The sequence below is a fragment of the Pilosibacter sp. NGB245 genome (assembly GCF_057397225.1).
Genome location: NZ_CM171584.1, coordinates 3,477,225 through 3,491,506, shown reverse-complemented (window position 1 = coordinate 3,491,506; position 14,282 = coordinate 3,477,225). Strand labels below are relative to the sequence as shown.

Below are 14,282 nucleotides of genomic sequence, written 5' to 3'. Positions count from 1 at the left end.
GATCAGTAAATGCAGATGGTATGGGTTATGAACAAGGTGCTGTCCGGCTGGTTTTCATGGAAAATGGACAGTATTTTGGGAAAAGGACCTCGCGGATCCATGATTCAGGATTTTGCGAGGTCCTTTTTTGTCAGAAATTGTCTCACCATTGTGAAGGTGAGACAATTTCTGATATTTTAGTTAAATTTAAAGATCGCAGCCCCATACGCCGGCAGCGGATATGCGAAGGAGTATGGCTGACCATCGCACTCGCTCTTTTTGGAGCGGACGGAGAACGCGTGCTCTCCGCGTTTATAAAGTCCGTGTTCGGAATTCAGGATCAGCGAGTAGGTTCCGGATTTCGGAACACCTACACGGTAATCGTCACGGGCAACCGGAGTGAAGTTGATGATGAATAAGAGATTCTTCTTTCCGGTCTCATCGCGGCGGATAAAACTGAAGATGCTGCGGTCGCCGTCATTTGCGTTGATCCACTGGAAGCCGTTCCAGTCGGAATCGAGCTGCCATAATGCCGGATATTTCTGGTATACATGCAGCAGATCGCTATAATACTTCTGCAGATCTTTGTGGAGCGGCTCGTCGGCGAGATACCAGTCGAGGGCGACTTTCTCATCCCACTCGTGATACTGACCGAAATCCTGTCCCATAAAGAGCAGCTTCTTGCCCGGATGTCCCATCATAAACGTATATCCGGCCTTTAGGTTCGCAAACTTGTCACCGTTTAAGCCAGGCATCTTGTTGATCATTGAGCATTTCAGATGGACAACTTCATCGTGAGACAGGGTTAAAATATAATTCTCACTGGTGGCGTATGTGATACCGAAGGTCATCTTGTTGTGGTTGAATTTCCGGAAATACGGGTCGAGTTTCATATACTCCAGGAAATCGTGCATCCAGCCCATGTTCCACTTGAAGGTAAAGCCGAGGCCGCCTTCCTCCGGTGCCTTTGTGACGCCCGGCCACGCGGTGGACTCTTCGGCGATCATCATGGCGCCGGTGAGATGTCCGGTCAGGACGCTGTTTAAGTGGCGGAAGAACTCGATCGCTTCGAGGTTTTTGTTCTCGCCGTATTTATTCGGAACCCAGTTTCCATCGCTGCGGCCGTAATCCAGGTACAGCATCGATGCAACGGCATCCACGCGAAGCCCGTCGACGTGGAAGTTTTCCACCCAGTAGAGGGCATTCGCGATCAGGAAGTTTTTAACCTCATTTTTACTGTAGTCAAAGACCTTTGTGCCCCAGTCCGGATGTTCTCCCTTTCGCGGGTCCGCGTACTCGTAGAGCGGCTGTCCGTCAAAGTCGGCAAGTCCATGGGCGTCTTTCGGGAAGTGAGCCGGAACCCAGTCCAGGATCACGCCGATGCCCTTTTTATGAAGGTAGTTTACGAAGTACATGAACTCCTTCGGAGTGCCGTAACGGGAGGTCGGTGCGTAGTATCCGGTGACCTGGTAGCCCCAGGAACCGTCATAAGGATGTTCTGCAATTCCCATGAGCTCTACATGGGTGTAGCCCATCTTCTTCACATAGTCGGCCAGCTCGTGGGCTGCCTCCATATATGTATAATAACCTTCCTTCTGCGGGCGGTCTTTCTTTCTCCAGGAGCCGAGATGAACTTCGTAGATCGCCATCGGGGATTTTACAGGATCAGCTTTTTTTCTCGCGTCCATCCAGCCTGCATCTTCCCATTTAAAACCGCTGATGTCTTCCGTGATGGAAGCGGTTCCCGGACGGAATTCTGCGTGGACTGCATACGGGTCAGCTTTGAACAGGATCTTTCCATCCTGTGTGGTGATCGCAAATTTGTAGAGTTCTCCAAGGCCGACGCCCGGAATAAATGTCTCATAGATCCCCGAGTCGGCTAACGGTGACATTGGTGCGGCATCCGGATCCCAGCCGTTAAAATCGCCTACAACGCCGACCGCTTTTGCGTGCGGAGCCCAGACGGCAAAATACATGCCGCTTTTTCCTTTATATGTTTTCTGATGAGCACCGAGTTTTTCAAAGATTTTATAATGAGTCCCCTGACCGAAGAGGTAACGGTCCAGTTCGGTGATGAAACCGAGACCGATTTCTTTTGTTTTGGCAGGAGCCTTGGTTTTCTTTGTTCTTGTCATCACTTAAACCTCCTGAAGTTTAAAGATCGCGCCGCCGTTTGCCGGGAGCGTGACGGAAAGTCTGCCGTTTTCAAGGGAGAATGGGATTTCCCCGGGCAGCAGGGATACGGCATCTGAAGCCGCGCATGGCAGCGGGATCGAGATGGATGCCGGCTGCTCATCATTATTGACGGCGGAGATGAGAGTGCCGTGTTCTCCGGACCGGCTGAATGCATACTGCCGGTTGGTGAGGAGAAGTTCTTTATAAGAGCCACTGTGGAATGCGTCATGTTCCGCATGGATCTTTCCGAGCGCCGCGATGTGGGAAATAAGTTCCGGAGCTTTTCCGTCCATGCCGGATAAAGTGAGCGCCGGGCGCAGGACTTCATCGGATGTTCTGGAGCGCTTTCCCTCGATCCCCCACTCGCTTCCATAGTAGATGGAAGGGATTCCCGGAAGTGTAAAGAGAAGCTGGTACACCGGAAAGAGGTTCGCCGGATGATTTAACTTGCTTGCGATCCGGTCCTCATCGTGGTTGTCCACGAAGGTGTAAAGCGATTTCCCGACTGCCTCCAGGCGCCTCACATTGTGGGCAATCTCAAAGTAGTTGTGGTCGTTGTGACCAGAGTAGAGAGCTTTGTGGAGCTCGTAATTTGTGACGGAATGCAGCATTTCCGGATTGACCCAGCGGCTGTATTCGCCGTGGATCACCTCGCCCATGAGCCAGAAGTCCGGTTTCATGGCGGAAGTTTTTTCACGAAGCTCTTTCATGAACCCGAAATCCAGGACATTCGCGCAGTCCAGACGGATCCCGTCGATATCAAAATTGTCGACCCAGAAGCGGATCGAGTCAAACAGATACTGGCGGACATCCGGATTCCATAAATTTAAACACGGAAGTTCAAAATGCCCCTGCCAGGCTTCGTAGCCGAACGGATCGCCAAGAGGACTTCCCCAACCGAAATTGACGCCGCGATACCAGTCTTTATAAGGGGAAGCTTCGCGTTTTTCACGGATATCCTGAAAGGCGAAAAATTCGCGTCCGGTATGGTTGAAGACACCATCCACCACAACGCGGATCCCGTTTTCGTGGCAGAGCTGCACAAAATGGGCGAAATCCTCGTTTGTGCCCAGGCGCCTGTCGACAAGGCGGAAATCTCTTGTGTCGTAGCCGTGTGTGGATGACTCGAAGAGCGGACCGATATAGATCGCGGAGCCGTTTAAGGCGCGGATATGCGGGATCCAGGCCTCAAGATCACGGAGTCGGTGGGCGGTTTCTGTAAGTGTATTCGTTTTCTCAGCCCCCAGAAGTCCGAGGGGATAAATATGGTAAAAGACAGCCTGTTCGTACCAGGTATGCATGGTTATCAGACCTCCTGAAGCTCCCGTTTTTTCAGGCGTCGGAGAAGAAACTGATACCGGAGCTGCGCAGCGTTTAGCTCATAGATGTAACAGTCGACCAGAGTCGGGTCAACGACCTGTTCGAACTGGTTCTGGGCGGATAGGATCGCCGTTTTGCTGAGTTCGATCTGGCGCTTCAGTTCATTTGTCTCCCGGCTGAATGCCTGTTGGGAAGCTGATTTTTTAGAGAAAAACATCGTATCATACTCCAATTCCTTTATTTCCGGCGCGTATAGCTGCCAGATCCGGGCAGCTGCGCCCCTGTTTTGTCAGATCCTGTCTGCAGACCGGTTTGCCGCACGGCGTGCCTGTCCGCGGAAAGATCTGTGGTTCCTGTAATTGGTAGTATGAGATCCATTCATCCGGAATATTCAGGATTCAGGATATTTTTCAAGCTCTTTCTTTAAGCGGCCGAGCTTATCGATGGCGCTTTTGTTTGTAAGATAGTAGTAATTGCAGACGCCTTTTTTTAAAACATCGATCAGGCCGGTATCTTTTAAGATCTTTAAATGATGAGAGACAGCCGGACGGGAGAGACTTGTCCGGTCTGTGATCTCATTGACGTTCAAACCGGGGATCCGGCTTTCGCCGGTGGTCTGCGTCTCAAAGAGACACTGCAGGATCGTGAGTCTTGTCCGGTCTCCGAGCGCGATGAATAAAGGAATGCACTCTTCGAAGATATCGCCCAGAAGATTGTCTGAGGTCATGAATTCTCTCCTTTCCTGAAGGTTTTGGTTTAAAAATTTAAACTTAATTGCATTTTACCATTTTTCATGAATCGCGTCAATGAATTGTTCAACATTTCTGGAAAATGAAAGGTGACATAATAATTTTTGGTGAAAATTGACGAAAAACGTCACCTTGATTTTACGAAAACGAAATTGACTTTCGCTCAAAATTCAGAGATAATAGTGGCACATTCAGAGATGAGTTCTTCATTTCTAAATAGCAGATGTATGACCGGTAGCTTCGCCGGATGCCCGTTTTCAGGGCATGAAATCCTTTTTATGTTACGAAGACCAGTACCGCCAGTCTGGCATCAGTGAAGATATTTTCACAAAGGATCTATATGGAAAAAGTACTGGGAATTCTTCACCTTTTTGAGAAAGGAGATGATCCTGTCATGATATTATTTACGATTTTACTGTCTGCGGCCGTGACGGACTGAAGGTATGGAAAGATCTTTCACGTCCAGATCTTTTTGGGGATCGCAGCCGGGATCGTGTCGGCCTGCATGGGCAACAGAGTGGACGGACAGACACAGATAAACTCTGTGCTCATTCCCGCGGGAGTCTTCGTTCTGCGGTTTGCCGGGACATGCGCTGTGTTTTATCTCTTTTTTCTCTGCCGGATGATCGGCGCGGGAGATATCAAGCTTATGGGGCTGATTGTCGGATTTTCAGGACTCTGGGACGGGATCTTTATCTTAGGTCTTGGATTTGTGATCGCGGCTGTATCTGCAGCCTGCAGGATGACAAGACAGGGAACCGTCTGGCCGCGGTTAGAGAGGATCGCGCGGTTTGCGGTGGAGTCCGGGATCAATGGAAAGATCACGGAATATCCGGGATATTTTGAAAAGGAAAGTCTTATGCGGCTGGGGCCGTATCTGTTCGCGGGCTACTGTCTGTTTCTGCTGATCCGATAGCAGGCAGGACCGCGAGTCTTGAAGGCTGGGAAACCAGTCCTGTCGATCATATGCCGGGTCTGCTCCGGCAGGGGAAAGGAAAAAGTATGAAAAAGATGATGGCGGTTTATGACGCGGATACGAGATACGCGGAACGATTGTCGGATTATGTTAACAGAAAAGAGCGGGGAGTATTCACTGCACAGGCGTTTACCTCGAAAGAAAAGCTGGCGGAATATGCCGCGAAACATGAGATCGATGTCCTGCTTTCCGGGGAGCGGACGGATTCCGGGGATATCTCCGAAATTCCGTCCGGACAGAAGATCTATATGTCGGAGGAAACAGAACGGCAGATGGAATCAGGGAAAGAAATCTATAAGTTCCAGTCCGGGGACGATATTATCCGGGAGGTGATGGCGGTCTACAGTGAGATCCCGGGGATCCGCCCGAATACCGCAGGAAGCGTGGATCAGTCCAGACGGATCATAGGCGTCTATTCGCCGGTCGGAAGATGCGGAAAGACCTGTCTGGCGCTGGCGATCGGTCAGATCCTGGCAAAAGAGGAAAAGGTGCTGTTTGTGACGCTGGATACTTTTACCGGTTTTACCGGTCTGTTAAATGAGCGCTGGAAGCGGGATCTCTCGGACCTTATCTACTACTATAAGCAGGAACGGTTTCATATAGTACGGCTGAACTCACTTGTCTACTATCTGGGAGATATGGCATGGATCCCGCCGATCCGGATCCCTCAGGATTATGCACAGCTTACCGCGCAGGAGATGGCGGATCTCATGGAACGGATCCTTCGGGAAGGAAATTATACGACACTTGTCCTCGATATCGGGGATTACGGGCGGGATGCCCTGCCGCTGCTGGAAAAATGTCAGGTCGTTTACGCACCGATCAGAGAAGATCCGTTTTCTGCGGAAAAAATGCGTGAATTTGAGGAGTATCTGGAGACAACGGGAAATAACGCTGTCGCAGAAAAGATCCAGAAGATCCATGTGCCGATGGTGACCGGAGGGAGAAGGATGGAACATTTTCCACAGGAGCTTCTGTGGGGAGATATGGGAGATTTTGTCAGGAGTCTGCTGAAAGGACAGAGGAACTTATGGGACAATTAAAGAAGATCCTGCGGGAACAGATCCTGGCGGAGATGACATATGAGCGGCAGATGTCGGATGAAGAGATCGCGGACCTCATCGACCGGAAGATGGATGCCTGTCTGGAGGAGCAGCCGGGAGAATTCCCGCTGACTCTGGGGGAACGGCTGAAACTCCACAGGGAGTTATTTGACTCTTTCCGGCGTCTTGATATCCTGCAGGAGCTGGTGGATGATCCGCGGGTGACAGAGATCATGGTAAATGGTCCGGACCAGGTATTCGTAGAGACAGGGGGAAAGATCGGGCGGTGGGAAAAGTCTTTCGAATCCAGGGAGCAGCTGGAAGATCTGATCCAGCAGATCGTCAGCAGTGTGAACAGGATCGTCAATACATCAACGCCGCTTGCAAATGCCAGATTGTCAGACGGATCGAGAGTCCATGTGGTCCTCGAACCGATCGCATTAAACGGACCGATCTTGACGATCCGGAAATTTCCGGAGCCGGTGACGATGGAACGGCTCATGGAATACGGAAGCATCTCAAAAGAGGCAGCGGATCTCTTGAAGACGCTTGTTGCGGCGCGCTACAACATCTTTGTCAGCGGCGGCACCGGAGCGGGAAAAACGACACTCTTAAATGCACTCTCAGAGTTTATCCCATCCGGTGAGCGGGTGATCACGATCGAGGACGCGGCGGAACTGCAGTTAAGCCATATCGAGAACCTGGTAAGGTTAGAGACGAGGGACGCGAATGCGGAAGGAGCCGGGGCCATCGGGATCGGGGAGCTGATCCGGGCGGCGCTCCGCATGCGGCCGGACAGGATTATCGTTGGCGAGGTGCGCGGAAAAGAGGCGCTGGACCTTTTGCAGAGTCTCAACACGGGCCATGACGGCGGCTTTTCCAGCGGTCATGCGAACAGTGTAAAAGACATGCTCGCACGCCTGGAAACGATGGTGCTGATGGCGACAGATCTGCCGCTTCCGGCGATCCGGAGTCAGATCGCGTCGGCGGTGGATGTCATGGTGCATGTGGCGAGAATGCGGGATAAGACGAGAAAGATAACAGCGATCGAGGAGGTGGACCGGTTTGAAAACGGCGAGATCATCCTCAATCCCCTTTTCGCTTTCAGGGAGACAAAGTGCCCGGAGAGCCGGATCGGGGACAGGAGGAAAGTGGAAGGAAGCCTTGAACGGGTCGGAGCACTCAAACACAGGGAAAAGCTCCGACTTGCAGGGTATGATGTATGAGACGTATGAGTTGAGCAGAAAAGAATGGGGGATCTACGGGGCAGAAGGGATTCTTGGCATTGCGGTGATGGACTATGTTTTTTACCGGAATGCAGGGCTTTTTCTGGTGTTGCTGCCGGTTGGAATGCTGTTTCCTCTTATGTTGAGAAAGCAGTTGAAGAAAAGGCGGCTGGAGACCCTGCGGGGGCAGTTTAAGGATGCGATCCTGGCAGTGGCCTCGGGACTGAATGCCGGATATTCGGTGGAAAATGCGTTTGCGGTGAGCTTAAAGGAGATGGAGGAGATCCATGGGAGTGATTCCATGATCGCGCAGGAAATCCGTCTGATCCTGCGGAAAGTGCGCCTGAATCTGACGTTCGAGGAGGCATTGGGGGATTTTGCGAAGCGGAGCGGCCTGGACGATGTGAAAAATTTTTCAGATGTTTTTCTTGCAGCGAGAAAAAGCGGCGGGGAACTGATGAAGATCATCGCCAGGACCGCGGAGATCATCGGAGAAAAAATTCGGATCCAGGAGGAGATCCTGACGGCAACCGCATCGAGGCGGATGGAGCAGAAGATCATGAGCGCGATCCCGATCCTGATCGTGGTCTACATTGAACTTACGTCACCGGGATTTTTTGAGATTTTGTATTCGACCATGGGAGGACGGATCCTGATGACGATCTGTCTCGGGATCTATCTGGTATCCTGTCAGCTGGCAAAAAGTTTCCTGGAGATCGAGATATGAGTGAGAAGGTGGAAAAAGGCAGGTTAAAAAAGTACGGGAAAGAGTATGGAAAGTATGCGGCATGTGTCGTGACCGGATTTGCGCTCTATGGAGCGGCGGAAGTGAACAGAAAGCTGGGGGATCCGGCGCGAAATGCGATTCTGGAGCGAAAACGATACGGCGAAGGAGATCGTCAGTATGATCTTCTGGTGGATGGACTGGGAGAAAGGGAGGAGGAAATCTCAGTCACGATCCCGGAGCGAAAAATGTCGGCAGATGAAATGCAGGAAAAGTTTCCGGAGATCATGGAATGCCTGATCGGAGAGATATTGGGGGAGAATGAGTCTCTCTCCGAGGTGCGCCATGATCTGGAGCTGACAGGCAGGCTGGAACCGTATGGATTGTCGGTACAGTGGGAATCCGGAAAACCGGAGCTTTTGAGCGATATGGGGCTGATCGGCTCTGAAGTGCCGGAATCGGGGGAGGAGGTGGTCCTTGATGCCGGGATATCCAATGGAACCACAGTCCTGCGGGCAGAGATAAAGGCTACAGTTTTTCCTGAAGAAAAGACGGTGGGGGAGAAATTTGAAGCGTTTCTGGAGAAACTCGCGGGGGAGAACCTGGAGAAGACTGCGGTCAGTCTTCCTGAAAGCTTTGAGGGACAGCCACTCCATTACCGTCTGGCATCCGGCGGCGGAAATGGAGGTCTGATCTTTCTTGGGATCGCGGCAGCTTTATGTTTATTCTTAAAGGAAAAAAGTGATGAAAAAGAAAAGCGGAAACAGTGGGAAGAGCACATGATCCTGGACTATCCGGAACTGCTGTCCGGTTTCCTTGTATTAACGGGAGCCGGATATCCGGTGAGACAGGCCTGGAAGAAACAGGTCATGGATGGAATGAAGAAAAAACAGCAGGAGCGTCATCCTGTGTACCGGGAAATGCAGACGACATTAAACCAGATGGAGACGGGAACGCCGGAGATCCGGGCCTATGCGGAATTCGGGCGTCGGATCGGGATCGGCAGTTATATGAAATTTGCGTCTCTGCTCGGAAACGGTGTGAGCACAGGGGGAAAGGATCTGAGGAGGCTTCTTGAGGAGGAGATGGAGGCGGCATTCCGTCAGAGAAAAGATCTTGCGCTCAGAAAAGGCGAAGAAGCGTCCACAAAACTTCTGATCCCGATGTTTCTCATGCTGGGAGTTGTGATGGTCATGGTAGTCGCACCGGCGTTTTTGTCACTGTAAAAAATGTTTGGAGGTAAGTGTATGCAGTTGAAAAGATTTCTTATGGAAGAAGATGGCGTCGGAGTCATAGAAGTTGTGCTGATCCTTGTCGGAATATTTACCCCCTAATTCACGCTATATATTATGTAGATACAGTGGAAATAGTGGAAATAGAGAAACAGTATAAACAGGAGTGTGTATGAAGTACAGTGATGATTGCAAGGTGTATAGAATCAGATATTATAATGTATGGTTCTATTTATTTGCGAAAACAGAGATGGATGAGTATAAGATTAATATATTAGGCGAGCGTATAGGTATGGGAGATTCGATGATGATGAAGGATATTCATTGCTGGTGCACCAGACAAAATATAAGGTATAGAACAAAGTTCAAGTATCGAAAAGATTATCCAATATTAGCCAACATCTGGAATCTGTACTCGTATTGTCGCTTTAGGTGTGATCTTAAAAGGTAAGTCTGGACAACCTTGTGGATAAATCATAAGGAGAAAAAGATTTAAGGGGATAACTGGTATTTATATATTTAGAAGCAGATGAGCCAATCATGTTTTATTTACTAGAACATGGTTGGCTTTTTGGCGTTAAAAAGTTCAAAGAAAAGGGGAGTGTGGTAATTGAAGAAAATGGATGAAAAAAAGCTAAAAGAAGATTCGGGCTTTCCTTATGGATGGAATAAGGGAGATACCTGTGTGATGATCACAAACAAAACAAAAAAAAGTACCTGCGAATATACGGTAGAGAGTTATGACGGGAGGTATTTTGGAGTACGAAGTCATACTGGACTTTATCATCGAGTTTCACCGTGGAGAATGTTTCGTACAAGGGAGGAGGCGGTTGAAACATTATTAGAATCAAAAGAACAAGGATATGGAGGAATGACATTAGGGTAGAAGAAATTGAGATATTGAGGAGGTAGGAGACAATGATTCGATTTATGAGTGATACACGTTATGCTGGGCTGGAAAAGGAAATGCAGCATATACCAGGATTTCGTCCAAGAAGGAGCGGAATGGTTATCAGTCACCTTTCTGGTTGTCTGGAAAATCAGAGAAGCCCGTGTGAACGCCGTGTTACCGATTGTGTCCCGTTTTATGAGCTTCTGGAGGTGTTGGCAGAGGAAGTGGCTGTCAGCACCTTTGTAAGCCGCGTGTGCCGTCTGACAGGGAGAAGAAATCCGTGCTTTTTTCAAAGTGGTCATAGAGAACGGTTTTTGGCTATGGGAGAGAAGTGTAACAGAGCCATTGAAGAAGCAGCGACCTGTTCTGCGGTCTATCTTCTTTCCGCAGATCGATTTTTGTGTAGCAGAGCTTTAGCGGCAATTGACCAGGAGGGGATTCATTTTTCCAAAATTCATATCCACGGTGTTGATTTGGATGGCTACGTTTTGTTTCATATGGCAAGGGATCTGTATCAGGGAAGCAGTCATATTCGTTTATCAGAACTTACAGATCCAGAGTTGGTGAGCGACCGAGTATTTGAATGGATTATGACGGCCTGTGTGATTCGCAGGCATGGAAGCAGAGTTTTACGAGAGGAGGAAAGAAGTATTGACAGGAGTAAAATCGGACAGCATCAGTGAAAAAACAACGGAGCGTTCTGTACTTCGGTTTTTCAGTCCTTTGATAGCTACCATGTATACAAAAGATGACTGGGGAAATTTGGAGGAATACGGAGAGGAGGTATTTCCAGCTGAGTTGTGCAGCTATGAGACGGAGATCCTGAAACGGATTGCAGAGGAAAATCTTGAGGAAGAAGGAGATAGGGGGCTGGCGGTCTATCTGGATGATCCAAAGTTAGAAGAAAAAATTTACAGTATGAAGCCTACCGTGGAAGTCTGGCGGGGGGAACTATGGGGAGTTCTGGAAGTAGAAAGTCATAACCAGCTTTCTGAAAGGGAGATTGAAGCAGTAAAGGAGTACTGGGAAGGTCAGGAAAGTGATGGGTGGGGAGAAGGATTTGAACAGCGGGGAATCAAAATTCCAGAGGGAGAACTGTATGTCAGCTTTTGGAACAGTGGAGATGAATTCTTTCTGACCACAGAAGAAGGTTTGAAAGGAGAAGAGCAGGAACCAGCCGTTCAGAAAGGAGGGATTGTTTTTGGAGCATTATGATGGAGAATTTTATACCCTTCGATTGTTCAGCCCCATAGAAGGAGAGATATATTCTCTGAATAGTACAGAGGAAGGTATTCATCTGACCGCTTATGAGATGGAAAACTATTCGTCTTTTATACGCGACCATATGGAAGGTGTAGGATTGTTGGGAAAAAGAAATCAGAAATTGATGACATACTTTAATAATGCAAAGAGGCTGCATAAGCCGGTTAGCCTATCACTGGATCTGGAAGCTTATGAGGGAAGATTATGGAGTGTACTGCAGGCAGACTCACAGGATAAACTGACACATGAGGAGGTTCAGAGTTTAGCAGAAACATGGGGAATGATTGCTGCTGGAGGCTTTATCAGAGAAATGCAAGAGACAAGGATCCTGGTACCAGATGGAGAACTTATGGTTTTTCTTGGAAATGAGGGACTGGATTACTTTGTATGTCCGGAAGAGGTTTTGAAAGGGACGGCACATACATTAAAACCAGCCCTGGATGTTGCCATTTATTCAGAAGCATATTTCCCAGAGCGGAGTTATCAAGGGGCGAAGCTGAGGCTTCCAGCAGAACCCGCTTTTTTGAAGGATGCAAAGATGAGAGCCTTTATTCATGAAAATGAGCCTTACCGGATTGAACTTCTGGGGAACTGGCCATCTTTTCTTAAGAATATATTGGAAAAGGCAGCGTCTGTTACCTTAGAAGAAGTCAATGTATTAGCTTGTCTGGTTACTCATATGGACTCCGGTCAGATAGAAACTTATGAAGCCGCCATTCAGATGCGTCAGGAAGAAAATATAGATGTTCCAGTTGGGATAAAAGAGTTACTCCATCTTTGTTATAACCTGGAGTGCTTTAAATTCCTCCGAGGCATTATAGATGACAGGAAACTGGGAGAATTCTACCTAGAGGAAGACAGATTAGAGTGGATCCATATGCTTGAAGTGGATATAAGAGAATTATTGGATCCGCAAAGAGTGGGGATGGATCAGCGTAAGGAGGAAATGGGCATATTTACCTCAAAAGGTTATGTATTTGAGAATGCTCTTTCGTATCAAGATATTTATGATGGAATTCACCTTCCCGATATTGACGGAGTGGCCGGAGGGATTTTTTCTCTTCGCCTGGTCGGATCTCAATATCCAGAAGAACAGGGAACCTGGTTGGAACTTCCAACTACAGATTTGGGGTTTCAGTGGGCGCTGAACAGATTAAACGAGAGAACTTTTGATGACTGTATCATTACGGAGAGCATCAGCACAGTGCATGGATTATCCGTTAAGCAGACAGATGACATTGAGACATTGAATGAACTGGCAAGACAGCTTCAGGAATTTCCTGATGATAGAACGCTTTGCAAATTCAAGGCAGCTTTGGAACTAGAGCAATGCGATAGCTTGGAACAGGCTCTTCGGATTGCGGAAAACCTGGATTGTTATTCCTATGATCCACAGATGTATTCCATGGCTTCGTATGCAAGGTATCTGTTTCGGGAATTGGAGTTCAATATTGATGATCCAGCATTTGCTACATTTGATTTTCAAGGATATGGGGAACGTCAGCTTGGGCTGTTGGAAAGTGTGCAGACAACCTACGGAATGATTACCCGTAATGAAGATTTTCCAATACAGACACAGCAGAACACAGAACAGGGAATGAAAATGCAGTAAGGGAAGCGTTGAACGTGCTTGATGATCAAATGGAGGAAACTAATAAGAATGAGGTGTGAAGGAGAATAGAAAATGACATATGAAGAATTTTTGAAATTAACAAAAAAGAATTTAAAACGATTTTTTCCGGAATCTTTTCAGGAAAGAAAAGTGGAAATCATGGAGGTGTTAAAAAATAACAACATCAAATTGCAGGGAGTATACCTTCCAGGCACTAAAAGCTATACATCCGTTCCGCTTTTATATCTGGAATCCTATTATCAGGAACTTGAGGATGGAAAGAAACTGGAGGATGTGTGGCAGAAAATTGCTCAGGATTATCAGAAGTGCCAGGAAGCAGAGATAAGCATAGATGGCATTTCAAGCAGGGAATGGGATTATGAAACGATAAAGAAGAGTCTGACCGTCTATGTCCGCAACGCACAGGAAAATATAGATTTTCTGGCAAGCTGTCCTCATGAAATACGAGAGGATCTGGCACTGGTTTATGGATTTCATGTGTTGGTGGATGGAGAAAAGGCCGGAAGTGCCATTATTAATTATGACAGGCTGAGGTGGTTGGGAGTCAGTGAGGAGCAGTTAAAGCAGGATGCCTGGGAAAACATGAAGCAGAGCAATCCTCCTTGTTTTTTGGATTTACAGGATATGCTGGCAAAAATGTATTCTGATGAACTGGGAGATGTAAAAGCAGGTAGTTTGGAATATTTAGAGGATGTGGATCCCAATGCAATGATGTATGTTCTGACGAATTCAAATTAGGTCAATGGGGCGGTTTATATGTGTGACGAAGAAGTGATGTCTCTTATTGCAGAAAAGCTGGGATCAGATTTGATCGTGATTCCGTCATCGATTCATGAAACGATTATTCTAAAAGAAACAGAGAATGTAAGCGTAACTGAACTGAATGCGATGGTTGAAGCTGTAAATGAGGAAGCCGTGACCCCACAGGAGAAGTTGGGGAATTCAGTTTATCGATTTGATAGGGAAGCCCAAAGACTGGAAAAGGCAGTAGAACAGGCAGAGAAGCTGGACTTTGAACCTGGGATGTCACCGGTATTTTCGTAGGACTCAGTTATATGTTTCATGAGTAT

General features: G+C 48.1%; 13 protein-coding genes and 1 pseudogene. 10 read left to right on the top strand and 4 right to left on the bottom strand.

Annotated features, from left to right (window positions below; translation table 11 throughout):
• Positions 1-176 precede the first annotated feature (176 nt).
• From glgB to ACXMYH_RS15760, 4 genes are all read right to left on the bottom strand, one after another.
• Positions 177-2,114 (bottom strand): 1,4-alpha-glucan branching protein GlgB, encoded by a 1,938-nt coding sequence (glgB, locus tag ACXMYH_RS15775; RefSeq protein WP_329751934.1) that lies wholly within the window; start codon positions 2,112-2,114, stop codon positions 177-179.
• A gap of 3 nt (positions 2,115-2,117) precedes the next feature.
• On the bottom strand, positions 2,118-3,455 hold the full coding sequence (locus ACXMYH_RS15770) for an alpha-amylase family glycosyl hydrolase (RefSeq protein ID WP_118321481.1): 1,338 nt from the start codon (positions 3,453-3,455) through the stop codon (positions 2,118-2,120).
• 5 nt (positions 3,456-3,460) lie between these two features.
• Positions 3,461-3,691 carry a YaaL family protein gene (locus ACXMYH_RS15765; protein ID WP_118297602.1) on the bottom strand — a complete coding sequence of 77 codons (231 nt, stop codon included), beginning with the start codon at positions 3,689-3,691 and terminating at the stop codon, positions 3,461-3,463.
• Positions 3,692-3,865: 174 nt separating this feature from the next.
• Positions 3,866-4,201, bottom strand: coding sequence for an ArsR/SmtB family transcription factor (locus ACXMYH_RS15760; RefSeq protein ID WP_118531285.1), 336 nt, complete (start codon positions 4,199-4,201; stop codon positions 3,866-3,868).
• 671 nt (positions 4,202-4,872) lie between these two features.
• Here ACXMYH_RS15760 and ACXMYH_RS15755 point away from each other — a divergent pair.
• The 10 genes and pseudogenes from ACXMYH_RS15755 to ACXMYH_RS15710 all read left to right on the top strand — a co-directional run bounded on the left by ACXMYH_RS15755 (position 4,873) and on the right by ACXMYH_RS15710 (position 14,256).
• A complete protein-coding gene (locus ACXMYH_RS15755; protein WP_486555201.1) occupies positions 4,873-5,139 on the top strand; it encodes a hypothetical protein in 267 nt (88 codons plus the stop codon).
• Positions 5,140-5,225: 86 nt separating this feature from the next.
• On the top strand, positions 5,226-6,242 hold the full coding sequence (locus tag ACXMYH_RS15750; protein ID WP_142410694.1) for a P-loop NTPase family protein: 1,017 nt from the start codon (positions 5,226-5,228) through the stop codon (positions 6,240-6,242).
• The gene (locus ACXMYH_RS15745) at positions 6,230-7,468 is read left to right on the top strand and encodes a TadA family conjugal transfer-associated ATPase (protein ID WP_486555200.1); all 1,239 of its coding nucleotides are present in this window, start codon (positions 6,230-6,232) and stop codon (positions 7,466-7,468) included. The genes ACXMYH_RS15750 and ACXMYH_RS15745 overlap by 13 nt, the downstream gene beginning before the upstream one ends.
• A 10-nt stretch (positions 7,469-7,478) precedes the next feature.
• Positions 7,479-8,195, top strand: coding sequence for a type II secretion system F family protein (locus ACXMYH_RS15740; protein ID WP_182426479.1), 717 nt, complete (start codon positions 7,479-7,481; stop codon positions 8,193-8,195).
• Complete coding sequence (locus ACXMYH_RS15735; RefSeq protein ID WP_486555199.1) at positions 8,192-9,418, top strand: hypothetical protein; 1,227 nt, start codon at positions 8,192-8,194, stop codon at positions 9,416-9,418. The genes ACXMYH_RS15740 and ACXMYH_RS15735 overlap by 4 nt, the downstream gene beginning before the upstream one ends.
• 625 nt (positions 9,419-10,043) lie before the next feature.
• Entirely contained in the window at positions 10,044-10,310 is a 267-nt protein-coding gene (locus ACXMYH_RS15730) for a hypothetical protein (protein WP_008400414.1), read from the top strand.
• 32 nt (positions 10,311-10,342) lie between these two features.
• Positions 10,343-10,999, top strand: a complete 657-nt coding sequence (locus tag ACXMYH_RS15725; protein WP_008400413.1) for a hypothetical protein — start codon at positions 10,343-10,345, stop codon at positions 10,997-10,999.
• Entirely contained in the window at positions 10,968-11,531 is a 564-nt protein-coding gene (locus ACXMYH_RS15720) for a hypothetical protein (protein ID WP_118482084.1), read from the top strand. Before ACXMYH_RS15725 ends, ACXMYH_RS15720 begins: the two co-directional genes overlap by 32 nt.
• On the top strand, positions 11,518-13,191 hold the full coding sequence (locus tag ACXMYH_RS15715; RefSeq protein WP_215653360.1) for an antirestriction protein ArdA: 1,674 nt from the start codon (positions 11,518-11,520) through the stop codon (positions 13,189-13,191). The genes ACXMYH_RS15720 and ACXMYH_RS15715 overlap by 14 nt, the downstream gene beginning before the upstream one ends.
• 72 nt (positions 13,192-13,263) lie before the next feature.
• Positions 13,264-14,256, top strand: a pseudogene (locus ACXMYH_RS15710) (DUF5688 family protein).
• Positions 14,257-14,282 lie beyond the last annotated feature (26 nt).